The following is a 17,812-nucleotide window of genomic DNA, read 5'->3' on the forward strand; positions in this document are numbered from 1 at the left end:
TAAACTAAAAGAATATGGAAACGCAAACCATAGTAGATAAAGACATAACAGCAAAGGTTACCGAAAGAATTTCTGGTAGCGAGGCAATCGTAAGGTGCTTAATTGCAGAAGACGTAAAAATAATTTATGGATACCCTGGAGGGGCCATTATGCCAGTATATGACGAGTTGTATAAATATCAAGATAAAATTCACCATGTTTTAGCGCGTCACGAGCAAGGAGCAGCACATGCTGCCCAAGGTTTTGCAAGAATTTCGGGGCAAGTAGGAGTGGCAATTGCAACTTCTGGTCCTGGAGCAACCAATCTAGTTACAGGTATTGCGGATGCGCAGATAGACTCTACGCCAATGGTCTGCATTACAGGGCAGGTTCCTTCACATTTGTTGGGAAGTGATGCCTTTCAGGAAACAGATATTGTAGGGATTTCAACACCAGTAACAAAGTGGAATTGTCAAGTGACCAGGGCTGCTGACATTCCAATAGCTTTGGCAAAAGCTTTTTACATTGCAAGAAGTGGAAGGCCAGGTCCCGTTTTAGTAGACATCACAAAAGATGCACAGTTTGAAGAATTTGATTTCTCCTATGAAAAATGTACTAAAATAAGAAGTTATGTGCCAATTCCAAAAACAGTGGCAGGGACTTTAGAGGCAGCGGCTAAATTAATTAATGCTGCTAAAAAACCTTTAATCATATGGGGGCAAGGGGTTGTTTTAAGTGTTGCAGAAGCCCAGTTTAAAGCGTTTGTAGAAAAAGCTGGAATTCCGGCTGCGTGGACAATTTTAGGTGCTTCGGCGTTGCCAACTTCACATCCTCTAAATGTGGGTATGTTGGGCATGCATGGTAATTATGCTCCCAATAAATTAACCAATGAATGTGATCTTTTAATCGCCATTGGAATGCGTTTTGATGACCGAGTTACGGGGAAGTTAGACGAGTATGCTACCCAGGCAAAAGTGATTCATTTTGAAATTGATCCAGCAGAAGTAGATAAGAATATAAAAACAGATGTGGCAGTTTTAGGAGATGCAAAAGCAACTTTAGAAGCTATTTTACCTTTAATTAATGAAAACACGCATGAAGCTTGGCATCAGCAGTTTAAAGACTTGTATGAAATTGAATATGAGAAAGTAATTAAAGGAGATATTCACCCAACAAAAGAGGGATTGACAATGGGCGAGGTAATCAAAGAAATTAATATTCAAAGTAAAGGAGAGGCAGCAATTGTTACAGACGTGGGACAGCACCAGATGATTGCGTGCAGATATGCGGAATTTAATCAGACGAAAAGTAATATTACTTCTGGTGGATTGGGCACCATGGGTTTTGGTCTGCCTGCAGCAATTGGTGCTAAAATGGCAGCTCCTGAGCGGGAAGTTGTTTCAATTTCTGGAGATGGAGGTTTTCAAATGACCATCCAAGAATTGGGAACCATTTTTCAACAGAAAGTAGCCCTTAAAATGGTGGTTTTAAACAATGAGTTTTTAGGGATGGTTAGACAGTGGCAGCAGTTGTTTTTTGAAAAACGCTATGCTTCTACAGAAATGGTAAATCCAAATTTTGTGGCAATTGTAGAGGGCTATTACATCAAAGCTCGGAAAGTAGTTAAAAGAGAGGATTTAAAAGAGGCGGTTGCAGAAATGATGGCGAGTAAAGATGCTTATTTTTTAGAAGTGCTTGTAGAAAAAGAAGGAAACGTATTTCCAATGGTACCCACTGGAGCAAGCGTTTCACAAATTAGATTGGAGTAAACTTTAAAAAAAACAAGGAATAAAGAGGGAGTTTTATAAGATTTCTATGAACTTACTTCCAAAATCTTTTTAAAAAGATATGAGTACAGAAAAGCAATTATTTACGATTTCAGTATACACTGAAAATAATATTGGACTGCTGAATCGGATTTCAGCAATTTTCCAAAGAAGACATATCAATATTGAAAGTTTAAATATTTCTCCATCAGAAATTGAAGGCATTGCTAAATTTACGATTGTGGTAAATATGACAGTGGAAAATGTAAAGAAAATTATTGGGCAGATAGAGAAGCAGGTAGAAGTTATTAAGGCATATTATCACAATGATGACGAAACCATTTATCAGATTTCAGGCTTGTTTAAAATAAAATCTGAGCTTTTGTTTGAAGAGCCTCAGATCCAGAATATCATCAAAGAAAGCAACGCGCGAATCGTTACGGTAAACAAAGAATTTTTTGTTTTAGAAAAATCGGGTAAAAAAGAAGAGGTAGTAGCATTATACGATCAATTGAGTGTCTTTGGAATCATGCAGTATACACGATCGGGTCGCGTGGCCATTACCAAAGAAGAAATGAAAATTTCAGCATTGTTGGAAACCTACAATAACAATTAAAATACATTAAAATGTCAAATTATTTTAACACATTAACATTAAGAGAAAAATTAGAACAATTAGGAAAATGTCGCTTTATGGATGCTTCAGAATTTGAAGAAGGCGTAGCGGCGTTGAAAGGAAAGAAAATTGTTATTGTGGGCTGCGGTGCACAAGGCTTGAATCAAGGTTTAAACATGAGAGATTCTGGTTTGGATATTTCTTATGCTTTAAGACAGGAGGCTATCGACCAAAAGAGAGCTTCTTTTGTGAATGCCAATTCAAATGGATTTACGGTGGGAACCTATCAGGAATTAATTCCTACTGCAGACTTAGTGCTAAACTTAACGCCAGACAAGCAACATACAAACGTTGTAAATACGGTGATGCCTTTGATGAAGAAAGGAGCAACTTTGTCCTATTCTCACGGTTTTAATATCGTCGAAGAAGGAACACAGATTCGAAAAGATTTAACGGTAATTATGGTGGCTCCTAAATGCCCTGGATCTGAAGTGAGAGAGGAGTATAAAAGAGGATTTGGAGTGCCAACATTAATTGCGGTGCATCCAGAAAATGATCCAGAAAATAAAGGATGGGCGCAAGCAAAAGCATATGCTGTTGGAACTGGTGGTCACAGAGCAGGTGTTTTAGAGTCTTCTTTTGTGGCAGAAGTAAAATCCGATTTAATGGGAGAGCAAACCATTCTATGTGGGTTGTTGCAGACAGGAGCTATTTTATCTTTTGATAAAATGGTAGCCGAAGGAATTGAGCCAGGTTATGCCGCTAAATTAATTCAATATGGTTGGGAAACAGTAACAGAGGCCTTGAAGCACGGTGGAATTACAAATATGATGGATCGCTTGTCGAATCCTGCCAAAGTAAAAGCATTTGAAATCTCTGAGGAATTAAAAGAGATCATGCGTCCGTTGTTTCAAAAACATATGGATGATATTATGACAGGTCATTTTTCTGAAACCATGATGGAAGATTGGTCGAATGACGATAAAAACTTGTTAATTTGGAGGGCAGCAACAGGGGAAACAGCTTTTGAAAAACAGGTACTTACAACAAAAGAGATTTCTGAACAAGAGTATTTTGATCACGGAACTTTATTAGTAGCTTTTGTAAGGGCTGGAGTAGAGCTTTCTTTTGAAGCAATGACAGACTCTGGAATTATAGAGGCATCTGCGTATTACGAATCTTTGCACGAAACCCCATTAATAGCAAATACAATTGCAAGAATGAAATTGGCTGAAATGAACCGGGTAATTTCTGACACTGCAGAATATGGCTGTTATTTATTTGATCACGCTTGTAAACCGTTGTTAACGAACTTCATGAAAACAGTTGGCACAGATCTTATTGGTAAAAAATTTACAGATGTAAATGATATTGATAACAAAGAGCTGATTCGAATTAATGGGATTATTAGAAACCACCCAGTAGAAATTGTAGGAGCAAAATTAAGAGCTTCTATGACAGCAATGAAAGTTATAAAATCGGTATAAAGAGACCCTTAAGATTTTAAATTTTATCAAAGCCTGTCAGCGTTTAAATTCTGACAGGCTTTGATCATAAATTCAATACAATGCAAATAAAACAAGTTTATTTTCCGAGTCTCGAGAACGTAAAGGCTGCGGCTAAAAATTTAGAAGGAGTTGCATATAAAACACCATTAAATAAAAACAGCAATCTTTCGAAGCAGTTTGATGCAACTATTTTATTTAAAAGAGAGGATCTACAAGTGGTTCGTTCTTATAAAATTAGAGGTGCCTATAATAAAATGTCTTCTTTGAATGCAGATGAAAAGAAACGTGGAATTGTATGTGCAAGTGCTGGAAATCATGCGCAAGGTGTTGCTTTGTCGTGCAAGCTTTTGAAGGTAAAAGGAACCATATTCATGCCTTCCCCAACGCCGAATCAAAAAATAAATCAAGTAAAAATGTTTGGTGAGGATTTTATTGAAGTGGTTATTGAAGGAGATACCTTTGACGACGCATTCAACGTTGCAAATACAATTTGCAAGGCGCAGAATAAAACGTTTATCCATCCTTTTAATGATGAAAAAGTAATTGAAGGACAAGCTACCGTTGGTCTGGAAATCTTAACACAAACAACGAAGACAATTGATTATGTTTTTGTGGCTGTTGGCGGTGGAGGTTTGTCGTCTGGGCTTTCGTCAGTGTTTAAGTATTTATCTCCAGAAACAAAAATTATTGGTGTAGAGCCAGAGGGTGCCCCTTCGATGGTTGCTTCTCTAAAAAACAAAAAAATTACTGCTTTAGAAAAAATTGACTCTTTTGTAGATGGCGCTGCTGTTAAAAGAGTGGGTGATTTAAATTTTGCAATCTGTCAGCAAAATTTGCACGATATGGTGACAATTCCCGAAGGAAAAGTATGTCAGATAATTTTAGACTTGTATAATAAGGATGCTATTGTTGTAGAGCCGGCAGGTGCTTTAAGTATTGCGGCTTTGGATTCTTTTGCGGACGAAATAAAGGGAAAACGCGTTGTTTGTATTGTTAGTGGAAGTAATAATGACATCACGAGAACTGCAGAAATTAAAGAACGTGCCATGCTATTTTCGAATTTAAAACATTATTTTATAGTTAGGTTTCCACAAAGGGCTGGAGCCTTAAAAGATTTTGTTGCAGAAGTTTTAGGTCCGCAAGATGATATTACTCACTTTGAATATACTAAAAAAACAAATAGAGAAAATGGATCTGCAGTAGTTGGTTTAGAGCTAAAATCAGCAAAAGATTTAGCACCGTTGATGCAAAGAATGAAGGAAAAAGGCTTTTTTGGAGACTATTTAAACGATAAACCAGATTTGTTACAGTTTTTACTTTAGTCTTTTTACCGCCTTGATAAAGTTCGAAATGCTTTTCGCTTTTTAAAAAGGAATTTATATATTTTATGTTTTTTTTTCGTTAATTTTGATGATAATGTAGATTCAGAATCATTTTATCTATAATTTATTATTTTTTAATCAAAGAACTTCGCTTTTTTACAAAACTCAATTTATGAAGAATATATTTAAAGAAATCCCGAACGAATATAAAATTACGTCATTGGTTAACCAAAACACCTATTTAGTGGATGGGGTGCTGAAAGTATGGAATGGTGCTATGGCAGAGGTACACTCAACAATTTCGTCAACAGAGGTATACCAACCTACCTTGTTGGGGTCGGTTCCAGATTTAACTGGAGATGAGGCGCTTGAGGCGTTACACGCAGCTTCGAAAGCGTACGGAAGAGGTCAGGGTTTGTGGCCAACAATGAAGGTAGAAGGGCGAATAGCTGCCATGGAGAAATTTGTGGTTCAAATGAAAACCAAAAGAGCTGCTATTGTAAAATTACTGATGTGGGAAATTGGTAAAACCTTACCAGATTCAGAAAAGGAATTTGATAGAACGGTAGAATATATTTATGATACCATTGAAGATTATAAACAAATGGATAGAGATTCCGCAAAGTTTCAAAAAAACAGTGGCGTCCATGCACACATAAGAAGAGGTCCTTTAGGAGTTGTACTTTGCTTAGGGCCTTATAACTATCCTTTAAATGAAACTTTTGCCTTGTTAATTCCTGCTTTGATTATGGGAAATACAGCAGTCTTCAAGCCAGCAAAACACGGAGTCTTGTTATTGTCTCCTTTATTAGAAGCGTTTCAAACAAGTTTTCCTGCAGGTGTTGTGAACGTGATATACGGTAGGGGAAGGACTTTAGCAACTCCAATTATGAAAACAGGTCTTGTCGATGTTTTAGCATTGATAGGAAACAGTACTTCGGCAAATGCAATTCAAGCGAACCATCCGCAGAAAAACAGGTTGCGTTTGGTCTTGGGTTTAGAAGCTAAGAACCCAGGAATTGTGTTGCCAGATGCAGATTTAGATTTGGCAATCAGCGAGTGTATTTCAGGAGCAACCTCTTTTAACGGTCAACGTTGTACCGCTTTGAAAATATTATACGTTCACGAAGATATTGTAGCTGAATTTAACAAGCGATTTGCAGCAAAAGTAGACAGTTTGAAATTTGCAAATCCTTGGGAGGACGATGCGAAATTAACACCGTTACCAGAGCCTGGAAAACCAGCATATATCCAAGAGCTAATTGATGATGCTGTTTCAAAAGGAGCGAAAATAATCAATAAAAAAGGAGGAGAAACTACTGAGAATTATATTTTCCCTGCAGTTTTATATCCAGTATCTAAAGATTCTAGAGTTTTTGAAGAAGAGCAATTTGGTCCGGTGATTCCTGTGGTTTCATTTAAAAATATTCAAGAGCCTTTAGATGATATGGCCGCTTCAAATTATGGACAGCAAGTAAGTGTGTTTGGGAGTGAAGTAAAAACCTTAGCGCCCTTAATTGATACACTGGTAAATTTAGTATGTAGGGTAAACCTAAATAGTGCGGCACAGCGAGGTCCTGATGTATATCCTTTTACAGGAAGGAAAGATTCTGCTGTGGCAACCTTAAGTGTGCATGATGCTTTGCGTTCTTTTTCAATTAGAACTTTTTTAGCAGCTAAAGATACGGAATACAACAATGCAATCTTGCAAGAATTATTAGATAAAAAGAATTCTAATTTTATTAATACAGATTATATTTTATAGTAAGATTTCTATTTTCTGAGTTAAAAACCTCCTTTTATAAATATGAAAAGGAGGTTTTTTTTGGTATTTAAACTTTTACAGTAAACATTGGTTTAAGTGCTTTTTTAGATAGGTTTTTAGCAATACTCCCTGCAAATAAATGGGATATTCCGCTCCTACCGTGCGTACTTAAAGCAATCAGGTCTGCTTTTTTCTCCCTAGAAAAGTTTAGGATTCCTTTTTCTACCGAGCTGTCGTTATAAATATTTATAGAAAATTTTAGAAGATGGTGTTCTTTAATAAAATTTTTAATTTTATGTTTTGAATTTGCAGTACTTTCAAATTTTGAAGGTGTATTGATCTGTAAGAGATGAATTTTGCTGTTAAAGGCATTCGCAAAGTTTAAAAACTTACTAAAAACTTCCTTATTTTCTTTTTTAAAATTAGAAGCAAAGACCACGTTTTTTAATTTGAACTTTTTAGGGTTTCTTTTTACTATGATAACGGGCGTTTTTGAGCTTCGCACTATTTTCTCTGTGTTCGAGCCAATGAGAATATCATCAAACTTTGAATGTCCTTTAGAGCCCATAATAATTAAATCAGCATTAATTTTTTGTACATATTTTTTGATGCCTTCAAATGGATGGCCTATTTTTATGAAGTATTCTACCGCAATTTTCTCACTGAAAAAAGTTTGTTGAAATGCGATCATCTTGTCTTTTGTCTTCCGCAGATACAGCATGCTTTCAGGAATGCTAAAACGACTACTAACCCCAATATCCATAACTCCAGAAGGAAGTTCAATAAAATGTATTAAATATACTGTAGCTTGAGTTTTGTTTGCAATTTTAGCGGCCATTCTTGCAGCATATTCAGACGGTTTAGAAAAGTCTACTGGGACTAGAATCTTTTTCATAAGTCGGTGTTTTAAGATTAAAAGTTGCTTAAGTTGAAGTTACAAAAAAATAATGAATTCTAGAGCTTTGGTAAATCACAAACAATTTGTATATTTGCACCGAAATTTACAGTGAAGGACGCAGGAAGGGGACTCAAAAGTCCCCTCTTTTTATACTTCATTTTAAGGTTTAGTATGAATCAAACAGCAATAAAAGACTTAGTTGACGAAGCATTAGCACTTAATGACTCGTTGTATTTAATCGAATTATCAATCTCTGTAAATGACAAAATTAAAGTTGTCGTAGACGGCGATAATGGGGTGCCTTTAAGCGAATGTATTCGCATCAGCAAAAATATAGATGCTAATTTGGATCGAGAGTCTGAGGATTTTTCTTTAGAAGTTACCACTCCAGATATTGCACACCCATTAAAGGTAAAGAGGCAATACCTTAAGAATTTGAATCGAATTCTCAAGGTGAAAACAGCAGCAGAGGAGTTTGAAGGAACTTTAACCGCTGCAGACGAAGATAAAATAATCCTACAATGGAAAGCGAGAGAGCCCAAAGAAATAGGTAAGGGAAAAGTTACGGTTTTAAAAACAATAACCATAGCGCATACAGATATTATAGAAGCAAGAGTGAAAATCGTATTTTAAGAAAAAACGTAATGGAGAATATAGCATTAATTGATTCGTTTTCAGAATTCAAAGACAACAAGAGCATAGACAGAGTAACATTGATGTCTATTTTAGAAGAGGTTTTTAGAGCGACGCTAAAACGAAAGTTTGGTTCGGATGATAATTTTGATATCATCATCAATCCTGATAAAGGAGATTTAGAGATTTGGAGAAATAGAGTCGTGGTTGCAGATGGTTTTTCAGAGGATGATAACGAGGAAATTGAATTAGCAGAAGCGCGTTTAATCGAGCCAGATTTTGAAATAGGTGAAGATGTTTCTGAAGAAGTTAAATTAATTGACTTGGGAAGAAGAGCTATATTAGCGCTTCGTCAAAACTTAATTTCAAAAATATACGAACACGATAGCACAAATATATTTAAGCATTTCAAAGAATTAGAGGGAGAATTATACAGCGCAGAGGTACACCATATCCGTCACAATGCTATCATTTTACTAGATGATGATGGAAATGAAATCGTGTTGCCAAAAAGTGAACAAATTCGCTCAGACTTCTTTCGAAAAGGAGATTCAGTTAGGGGGGTTATAAAAACAGTAGAATTAAGAGGTAATAAACCTGCTATTATTTTATCAAGAACTGCTCCTGCATTTTTAAACAAGCTTTTTGAACAAGAAATTCCAGAAGTATTCGATGGTTTAATAACAGTAGAAAGAGTTGCAAGAATACCGGGAGAAAAAGCGAAAGTTGCCGTAGATTCTTATGATGATAGAATCGATCCCGTAGGAGCCTGTGTAGGTGTAAAAGGGTCAAGAATTCATGGAATCGTTCGTGAGTTGGGTAATGAAAACATTGATGTTATTAATTACACCAAAAACGAACAATTATTCATTTCAAGAGCATTGAGTCCTGCAAAAGTGACTTCAATGGAAATTGAAATGTATGAGGAAGAGAGAAATGGCAAAAAAGGGCGTGTAAGTGTTCTTTTAAGGCCAGAAGAGGTTTCTAAAGCAATCGGTAGAGGTGGTGTTAACATTCGTTTGGCAAGTGAATTAACGGGTTATGAAATAGACGTTAAGAGAGAAGGACTTGAAGAAGAAGACGTTGAATTAACAGAATTTGGTGATGAAATTGAAGCTTGGGTTATTAAGGAGTTTAAAAATATCGGTTTAGATACAGCAAGAAGTGTATTGGAAGCTAGTGTCGAAGAATTGGTAAAAAGAACCGACTTAGAAGAAGAGACTATTTTAGATGTTCAAAGAATTTTGAAAGAGGAGTTTGAGCAATAGTTTCTGAGTAAAGAGTAAACGTAAGAGAGTGTTTTTTTTACAAAATTAAAGGTTAAAATATAATATATGTCTGAAGGCAAAACAACGAGGCTTAATAAGGTTTTAAGAGATTTAAATATTTCTCTAGATAGAGCGGTAGAATATTTAGCAGATAAAGGTCATGAAATTGAATCTAGACCTACTACTAAAATTTCTGGTGAAGTCTATCAAGTCCTGCTGGATGGTTTCCAAACAGATGCTAGCAAAAAGGCCGCTTCTAAGGAAGTTGGTGTAGAAAAGCGAAAGGAAAAAGAAGCAATTCGTGCAGCGTTAGAAGCGAAGCAGGAGGAAAAGAGAGCAGAAGATGCGAAGAAAGAAGAAGTTCTGAAGGCAAAAGCTCAAAAATTAGAGGTAAAGACGGTAGGTAAAATAGATATCGACAATCTTGGGAAACGAGCTCCTAAAAAAGAAGTTGTGGTTACTCCAGAAATTCCAGAAGTTGCAGCAATTCCAGAGGTGAAAGCTGTCGAGGCTCCAAAAGATGTAGCAAAAGCACCAGTAGCAAAAGCACCAGTAGTTAAGGAAGCTGCCGAATTGAAGGAAGTTAAGATTGTTAGACCTGTTTCAGGAGTGGAAAAAGAGGCTTTGAAGAAGGTTGAAGTTAAAAAAGATACCGCGAAAGCAGAAGAGAAAGTTCAGGAGATTACTGCAGAAAATGCAGAAGCGATTAAAACGCAATACAAAAAACTAAATGGTCCAAACTTTACAGGAGCGAAGATTGATTTAAAACAATTTGAGAAGCCCAAAAAGAAGAAGCCAGAAGTTAAAAAAGAAGCCGCTTTAGATCCTCGTAAGAAGCGAAAGCGTATTGTTACTAAAATTGGTGCGCCGGGAAGTAGAAGTGCAGCTAGAGGTGCAGTACCAAGCAGAGCAGGAAACGGGAGAGGTCCATACAACAAATCGAGAGCAAACGTAAGGCCAGCTGCGAACGTTAAAAAAGAAGAGCCTACAGAGGCAGATATTCAGAAGCAAGTAAGGGAGACCTTAGAAAAACTTCAGGGAAAATCTTCCAAAGGAAAAGGTGCAAAATATAGAAGAAATAAGAGAGATGCGCGAAGAGAACACTCAGACGCAGAGTTAGAGGCAGAAGCATTGGGCAATAGAATTCTTAAAGTAACAGAATTTGTTACCGTAAGTGAGGTTGCAACGATGATGGAAGTGCCAGTAACGAATATTATTTCGGCTTGTATGTCTTTAGGAATGATGGTAACAATGAATCAGCGATTAGATGCGGAGACATTAGTTATTGTTGCAGAAGAATTTAATCACAAAGTTGAGTTTGTAGGAGCAGAGGTTGAGGAATCTATTGAAGAGGTAATAGACAAGCCGGAAGATTTATTAACACGTGCGCCAATTATTACAGTAATGGGTCACGTAGATCACGGAAAAACTTCATTGTTAGATTATATTAGAAAGGCGAATGTTATTGATGGGGAAAGCGGAGGAATTACACAGCACATTGGTGCGTACTCAGTTCGTGTGGGAGAGCAAAAAATAGCATTTTTAGATACTCCTGGTCACGAGGCGTTTACCGCAATGCGTGCCCGTGGAGCACAAGTAACGGATTTAGTAATTATTGTAGTTGCAGCAGATGATGATGTGATGCCGCAAACAAAGGAAGCAATTTCTCATGCGCAGGCAGCAGGAGTTCCAATTATTTTTGCAATCAATAAGATTGACAAACCAAATGCGAATCCAGACAACGTGAAAACACAATTATCTTCAATGAATCTATTAATTGAAGAATGGGGAGGAAGCATTCAGTCGCAAGATATTTCAGCAAAAACAGGAGAAGGTATTCCTGAGTTGTTAGAAAAGGTTTTGTTAGAAGCGGAAATTTTAGAGTTAAAAGCCAATCCAAATAAAAATGCGCTTGGAGCAGTAGTAGAGGCCTTGTTAGACAAAGGTAGAGGATATGTTTCTACAATTTTAGTGCAAGCGGGAACTTTAAAGATTGGAGATTATTTGCTAGCAGGTAAACACAGTGGTAAGGTAAGAGCCATGTTTGATGATCAAGGAACCAATTTAAAAGTTGCAGGTCCATCAACACCAGTATCGATATTAGGTCTGGATGGTGCACCACAAGCAGGAGATAAGTTTGTTGTTTTTGATGATGAAAGAGAGGCGAAACAGATTGCTTCAAAAAGATCTCAATTACAGCGCGAGCAATCCGTGAGAACTCAGAAGACCTTAACTTTAGATGAAATTGGACGTAGAATTGCATTGGGTGACTTTAAAGAGTTGAATATTATTTTAAAAGGAGATGTAGATGGTTCAGTAGAGGCGTTAACAGATTCTTTCCAGAAACTATCAACCGAAGAAATTCAAGTAAATATACTACACAAAGGTGTTGGAGCGATTACAGAAAGTGATGTATTATTAGCCACTGCTTCGGATGCAATTATTGTAGGATTTAATGTGAGACCGCAAGGAAATGCAAGATTAATAGCAGATAGAGAGGAAGTAGATATTAGAACATATTCTATTATTTATGACGCAATAAACGATCTGAAAGATGCTATGGAAGGAATGTTATCTCCTGTCATGAAAGAAGAGGTTACTGGTAATGTTGAGATTAGAGAAGTTTATAAAATTTCTAAAGTTGGAAATATTGCGGGTTGTATGGTAATGTCAGGTAAGATTTTCAGAGATTCCCAGATCCGAATCATTCGAGATGGCATCGTGGTTCATGATGGAACGCTTACTGCTTTAAAACGCTTTAAAGACGATGTAAGAGAGGTAGCTAAGGGGTATGATTGTGGAGTACAAGTTAAGAACTACAATGATATTGTAGAAGGAGATTTAATAGAAGCATACAAAGAAGTAGCCGTTAAGAAAAAGTTAAAATAAAGAGTTACAATTAAAAGTAAAAGCCGGAATTCATTTGAATTCCGGCTTTTTTATGCACTGTTTTATGAAATTTACACGGATTAGCCTTATTGTCAAAGGACAAAGGTTCGTTTTCGAACAAAAGAAGCTGATAATGTTATTTTCCGAGAGGAACTACGATGGTGGCAGAGAATTCCTTTTGGTAAATTAAATTTATCCTATCTGCCTCAAGCTTTGTTTTATAAGTACCTACCTGTACTTTCCATTCTGGATCGTTATAAACAAGTGTGGCAGGTGCTTCAGGAAATAAAGCATTAAATGCAGCACTCTTTTTTTTTGCAGCTAATTCATTTCCGTAATAGATTTGAATGCAATATCCATTTCCTTTTGAGATGTTGTAACTTCGTTTTTTTTCTAATAAATTAGAAATTTTTTTTGCATTATTTACGGCATCCTGAGCGTGTAAAATTGGTCCACTGGCAAATGCGCAACATGCAAATATCTTTATAAATAATCTATTTTTCATGGGTTAAAACTTGACCTTAAAAATACGCATTTATCAAAGAATACATTGATTTCTTTAGCTATTTAGAACGGTTATAAATTGATATTTAAGATTCTATTAGCTTTTCAAAATTTAGCAATATGTATTACTTTTGTAGGAGTGTTCAGCAGTTGTATTTTCTGGACGATTTTATACACAATAGTAAAATTATAGTTTGTAAATATGAAAAGTGTAGCATTGCAGAATAAACGAACTTCGGTACTTTTAAAAGGGCTTACATTGCTTTTGTTTTTTGCGTTCAGTATCTCGTCTTTTTCCCAAGATATAGATGAAGCTCGTCATAAAGAAGGACGTACATTATTTAGATCCTTGTGTGCTTCTTGTCATAAATTAGACAAGAAATTAGTAGGTCCCGCTTTAGGTGGTGTGGAGGAGCGTAGGGAGAATTCTTGGTTAAAGTCGTGGATCAAAAATAATGCAGAATTTCAAAAGGTAAATGCAGAAGCAGCGCAGGCGGCATTGTATAGTACATCTGCTATGAATGCTTTTCCACAGCTAACAGATACCAACATAGACGATATCTTATATTACACAACAGTAGGTGAAATTAAAAAGGTACCTGCGGCTGGCGAAACAACCATCGGAGGGAATGTAGTTGTAGATGGCGGAGCTCCTTCGTGGGTTATCTATTTCTTAGCAGCTGCGATTATTGTTGCGTTTTTAATGATTGCGAGCTTGCTGAAACAAGTGAATGAGTTAAAAGGAAAGAAAAAGGCGGATTCCAAATCAAATCTAAAGAGAGACTTACAAGAACTTTGGGCGGGTGTCAAGAAAAATACATTCCTGAAAATATTGCTTGTTATATTTCTAGTTTTGATGGGCATCTATCTCTTTTTTGGAAGTTTGATGACGATTGGTATCGATCAAGGATATCAACCAATTCAGCCTATTGCTTTTTCACATAAAATACATTCAGGAGAAAACAAAATAGATTGTCAATATTGTCACTCATCTGCGAAGCACAGTAAGCATTCAGGAATACCTTCCGTAAATGTTTGTATGAACTGTCACAAAGCAATTGCAGAAGTAGCAGAGGGAACAGAATTGGAGTGGAACGGAGAGATTTATGGAAAGGAGCGATTGGACAACGAAATTGCAAAAGTATATGATGCTGCAGGTTGGGATCCTGAAGAGCGGGTGTATACCGGAGTAGAGAAGCCAATCAAATGGATACGTATTCACAATTTACCAGACCTCGTGTATTACAACCACGCACAGCACGTTACTGTTGGAGGGATAGAGTGTCAGAAATGTCATGGTCCTGTGGAAGAGATGAATGAAATGTATCAGTATTCTCCTTTGACAATGGGTTGGTGTATCAATTGCCACAGAGAAACAAATGTTGATTTAAAAGGAAATGATTATTACGCAAAAATACATGATGAATTAGCGACTAAATACGGGGTAGAAAAAGTTACTATCGCACAGTTGGGTGGTTTAGAATGTGGTAAATGTCATTATTAAAAAAGTAAAAGACTCAAAAATTAAAAGATATAGAATGCTGTTTCAGCCTCTTACATCTTTCAATCATTAAATAAAAAAGTATAAATGGCTTTAAACAAAAAATACTGGAAAAGTGTTGAAGAACTTAAAGGAAGTTCTGTTGTTGAAACGCTTACTAAAAACGAGTTTGTATCGGACATTCCTACAGAAGATTTTTTAGGAGATAAAGAAACCTTAGAGACTTCTTCTACTACACGTAGAGATTTCTTAAAGTATGTTGGCTTTACAACGGCAGCAGCTTCATTAGCAGCGTGTGAGGGACCGGTGGTTAAATCGATTCCTTACGTAGTAAAGCCCAATGATATCATGCCTGGAATAGCGGATTGGTATGCTACTTCTGTTGCAGATGGTTTTGATTTTGCAAATGTTTTAATCAAAACACGTGAAGGCAGACCTATCCAAATAATGCCCAATAAAGAAGCAGGCGGAACAACGAGCGCAAGAGTGCAAGCAGTAGTGCTTTCTCTCTATGACGAGCAATTGCGCCTAAAAGAGCCAACGAAGAAGGGTGCTGCCATTTCTTGGGTAGATGCGGATAAAGAGATTTTAGAGAAATTAAATTCTTTAAAGGAAGCAAACACACAGGTTGTTTTACTTTCTGGAACCATGGCTAGTCCATCAACATCGAAAGTTGTTGAAGACTTTATTGCTGCCTATCCCAATGCAAAGCACGTTATTTACGATGCTATTTCTGAAGACGCCGCTGTTGATGCATTTGAAGCTGTGTATGGAAGAAGAGCATTGCCAAATTACAGTTTACAAAATGCGGAGACAATTGTTTCCTTTGGCGCAGATTTTTTAGGCGATTTTCACGGTGGTTTTGAAAAAGCATATGTAGCAGGCAGAAAGCCAGAAACAGGAAAGATGTCTTACCATGTTCAGGTAGAAAGCAACATGTCTCTTACAGGAGCAAATGCCGATAAGCGCTTGATAGCTAAACCGTCGGATGTTGTTTTTTCTTTGTTAAACTTGTATCAGGAGCTTTCAGGAAAATCGGTTTCTTTACAAGCTACGCCGATTGACGCAGAAATTAAAAAGTTAGCAAAAGCACTCAGAAAGGCAGGTTCGAAAGGAGTTGTGATGACTGGGATAAACGATAAAAATGCACAGTTAATTGCATTAGAAATTAATACTCTTTTAGGAAGCGAAATACTAGACACGAGCAATACATTGAATATTCGTCAAGGTAGTTTTGAGAAAGTTCAAGAGGTGGTTTCAGACATGAAGGCTGGAAAAGTAGGAGGGATATTGACAATAAATACCGATCCATCTTACACCCTGCCAAATGCTGCCGAGTTTACAGAGGCCTTGTCAAAGGTTGATTTAAAAGTGGCTTTGTCAGTAGAAAACAATGAAACTGTGAATGCAATGGAGTATGCATTGCCAACAACACATTTCTTAGAATCTTGGGGGGACACCCAGTTTACTGAATCAGGTTACGGTTTAGTTCAACCAACGATCCAACCCTTATTTAAAACACGTCAGTTACAAGACGTTTTATTAAAGTGGTCTGGGAGTACAGAAGATTATTATGATTATTTAAAGTCCTTTTGGACGACAAATATCTTAGATGGGTCTTCGTGGAATAAAGCCTTGCACAATGGTTTCTATACTAAGAATATCAATGCTTCTGGGAATTTAAAAAGTACTTCCATTGCTATTTCAACAGTAGTGAGTGCATTAAAAGAAAGTATTAAAACTTCAGCAATGGAGTTGAATCTATATACTAAAACTGGTTTAGGAGACGGAAAACAAGCAAACAATCCATGGTTGCAAGAGTTTCCAGATCCAATTACTAGAACCTCTTGGGATAATTACTTAACCATGTCTATGGCAGATGCTAGAGAATTGGGTTTTTCAAATCCTGTAAAGGACAATGGTGCAATTAACGGAGATTATGCGAAGGTATCGGTAAATGGCGTATCTGCAGTTGTTCCCGTGATGGTACAACCTGGTCAGGCTAAAGGGTCTGTAGGTTTAGCATTAGGTTTTGGAAAAACATTTGGTTTAAAAGAGGAAATGAAGGTAGGTGTAAATGCATATCCTTTATATTCAGGAGGGCAGAACATTCAATACAACGTTACAATAGACAAAGTAGCGGGGACGCATAAGTTTGCTTGTACACAAGTGCAAAAAACAATTGCGGGTCGTCATGATATTCTAAAAGTAGTTTCTTTAAAAGATTACAATACGGTTGCTCCTAAAGATCATAAAAATGGTTGGAACAAGCCAGCGTATGTTTCTTATGATCACAAAGAGGTGGAAGCAAAAACCATAGATTTATGGGAGGAGCACAATCGAGACATGGGGCATCATTTCAATTTATCAATTGATTTAACTTCGTGTACAGGTTGTGGAGCATGTGTGGTAGCTTGTCATGCTGAAAACAATGTACCTGTTGTAGGGAAAGATGAGGTAAGAGTGGGTAGAGATATGCATTGGTTGCGTATTGACAGATACTATTCTTCGGAAGTAGAAACAAGAGAAGATGCTAAAGAATTAGGTTTGAGCACAGCAGCTACGTATCAAGCGTTGGAAACGGAAGCAGAAAATCCTGAGGTTACCTTCCAGCCAATGATGTGCCAGCACTGTAACCATGCTCCATGTGAGACGGTTTGTCCAGTAGCAGCTACAACCCACGGTCGTCAAGGTCAGAATCAAATGACGTATAACAGATGTGTAGGTACAAGATATTGTGCAAACAACTGTCCTTATAGAGTTCGAAGATTTAACTGGTTTAAGTATGCGGATAATAATGAGTTCGACTTTAACATGAACAATGAATATGGCAAGATGGTATTAAACCCAGATGTTGTAGTACGTGCAAGAGGAGTAATGGAAAAATGTTCTATGTGTATTCAAAAAACACAAGCGACTATTTTAACAGCTAAGAAAGAAGGAAGACCAGTCAATACAGATGAGTTTGAAACAGCTTGTTCGGCTGCATGTACTGCAGGGGCTATGGTTTTTGGAGATGTAAATAATAAAGAAGACGAAGTTACAGCGCTAGCGGAAGATAAAAGAGCATACCACGTTTTGGATTATCTTCAAACGAAGCCAAATGTAGTATATCAAGTAAAAGTCGTGAATACAAACGAAGCGTAATTTAAATTTAAGATAT

Annotated in this window: 12 protein-coding genes; 10 read left to right on the forward strand and 2 right to left on the reverse strand. The window is 36.8% G+C overall.

What is annotated here, in order from left to right; translation table 11 throughout:
• Window positions 1–14: 14 nt before the first annotated feature.
• From ilvB to PI23P_RS05330, 5 genes are all read left to right on the forward strand, one after another.
• Complete coding sequence (ilvB, locus tag PI23P_RS05310; RefSeq protein ID WP_004569726.1) at window positions 15–1,748, forward strand: biosynthetic-type acetolactate synthase large subunit; 1,734 nt, start codon at window positions 15–17, stop codon at window positions 1,746–1,748.
• A gap of 79 nt (window positions 1,749–1,827) precedes the next feature.
• Window positions 1,828–2,361, forward strand: coding sequence for an acetolactate synthase small subunit (gene ilvN, locus PI23P_RS05315; protein WP_004569727.1), 534 nt, complete (start codon window positions 1,828–1,830; stop codon window positions 2,359–2,361).
• An 11-nt stretch (window positions 2,362–2,372) separates the two neighbouring features.
• A complete protein-coding gene (gene ilvC / locus PI23P_RS05320; RefSeq protein ID WP_004569728.1) occupies window positions 2,373–3,848 on the forward strand; it encodes a ketol-acid reductoisomerase in 1,476 nt (491 codons plus the stop codon).
• A gap of 80 nt (window positions 3,849–3,928) precedes the next feature.
• The gene (gene ilvA, locus PI23P_RS05325; protein ID WP_004569729.1) at window positions 3,929–5,191 is read left to right on the forward strand and encodes a threonine ammonia-lyase IlvA; all 1,263 of its coding nucleotides are present in this window, start codon (window positions 3,929–3,931) and stop codon (window positions 5,189–5,191) included.
• 172 nt (window positions 5,192–5,363) lie between these two features.
• Window positions 5,364–6,956, forward strand: a complete 1,593-nt coding sequence (locus tag PI23P_RS05330) for an NADP-dependent glyceraldehyde-3-phosphate dehydrogenase (protein ID WP_004569730.1) — start codon at window positions 5,364–5,366, stop codon at window positions 6,954–6,956.
• Between the two features lie 67 nt (window positions 6,957–7,023).
• Here the strand turns inward: PI23P_RS05330 and PI23P_RS05335 are convergent, their stop codons facing one another.
• Window positions 7,024–7,851, reverse strand: a complete 828-nt coding sequence (locus PI23P_RS05335; RefSeq protein ID WP_004569731.1) for a universal stress protein — start codon at window positions 7,849–7,851, stop codon at window positions 7,024–7,026.
• Between the two features lie 174 nt (window positions 7,852–8,025).
• Between PI23P_RS05335 and rimP the strand changes: the two genes are divergently transcribed.
• From rimP to infB, 3 genes are all read left to right on the forward strand, one after another.
• Window positions 8,026–8,487 (forward strand): ribosome assembly cofactor RimP, encoded by a 462-nt coding sequence (rimP, locus tag PI23P_RS05340; protein ID WP_004569732.1) that lies wholly within the window; start codon window positions 8,026–8,028, stop codon window positions 8,485–8,487.
• An 11-nt stretch (window positions 8,488–8,498) separates the two neighbouring features.
• On the forward strand, window positions 8,499–9,755 hold the full coding sequence (gene nusA / locus PI23P_RS05345; protein ID WP_004569733.1) for a transcription termination factor NusA: 1,257 nt from the start codon (window positions 8,499–8,501) through the stop codon (window positions 9,753–9,755).
• A gap of 66 nt (window positions 9,756–9,821) precedes the next feature.
• Window positions 9,822–12,644, forward strand: coding sequence for a translation initiation factor IF-2 (gene infB, locus PI23P_RS05350; protein WP_004569734.1), 2,823 nt, complete (start codon window positions 9,822–9,824; stop codon window positions 12,642–12,644).
• Window positions 12,645–12,780: 136 nt separating this feature from the next.
• On the opposite strand, the gene PI23P_RS05355 is transcribed toward infB, so the two are convergent.
• The gene (locus PI23P_RS05355) at window positions 12,781–13,149 is read right to left on the reverse strand and encodes an SPOR domain-containing protein (protein ID WP_004569735.1); all 369 of its coding nucleotides are present in this window, start codon (window positions 13,147–13,149) and stop codon (window positions 12,781–12,783) included.
• Between the two features lie 201 nt (window positions 13,150–13,350).
• On the opposite strand from PI23P_RS05355, the gene PI23P_RS05360 reads away from it, so the two are divergent.
• Together PI23P_RS05360 and PI23P_RS05365 are read left to right on the forward strand one after the other, a co-directional pair.
• Window positions 13,351–14,652 carry a c-type cytochrome gene (locus tag PI23P_RS05360; protein ID WP_004569736.1) on the forward strand — a complete coding sequence of 434 codons (1,302 nt, stop codon included), beginning with the start codon at window positions 13,351–13,353 and terminating at the stop codon, window positions 14,650–14,652.
• Window positions 14,653–14,736: 84 nt separating this feature from the next.
• The gene (locus PI23P_RS05365) at window positions 14,737–17,796 is read left to right on the forward strand and encodes a TAT-variant-translocated molybdopterin oxidoreductase (RefSeq protein ID WP_004569737.1); all 3,060 of its coding nucleotides are present in this window, start codon (window positions 14,737–14,739) and stop codon (window positions 17,794–17,796) included.
• The last annotated feature ends 16 nt before the right edge of the window (window positions 17,797–17,812 follow it).

It is taken from the genome of Polaribacter irgensii 23-P (assembly GCF_000153225.1).
Taxonomy (GTDB): Bacteria; Bacteroidota; Bacteroidia; order Flavobacteriales; family Flavobacteriaceae; genus Polaribacter; species Polaribacter irgensii.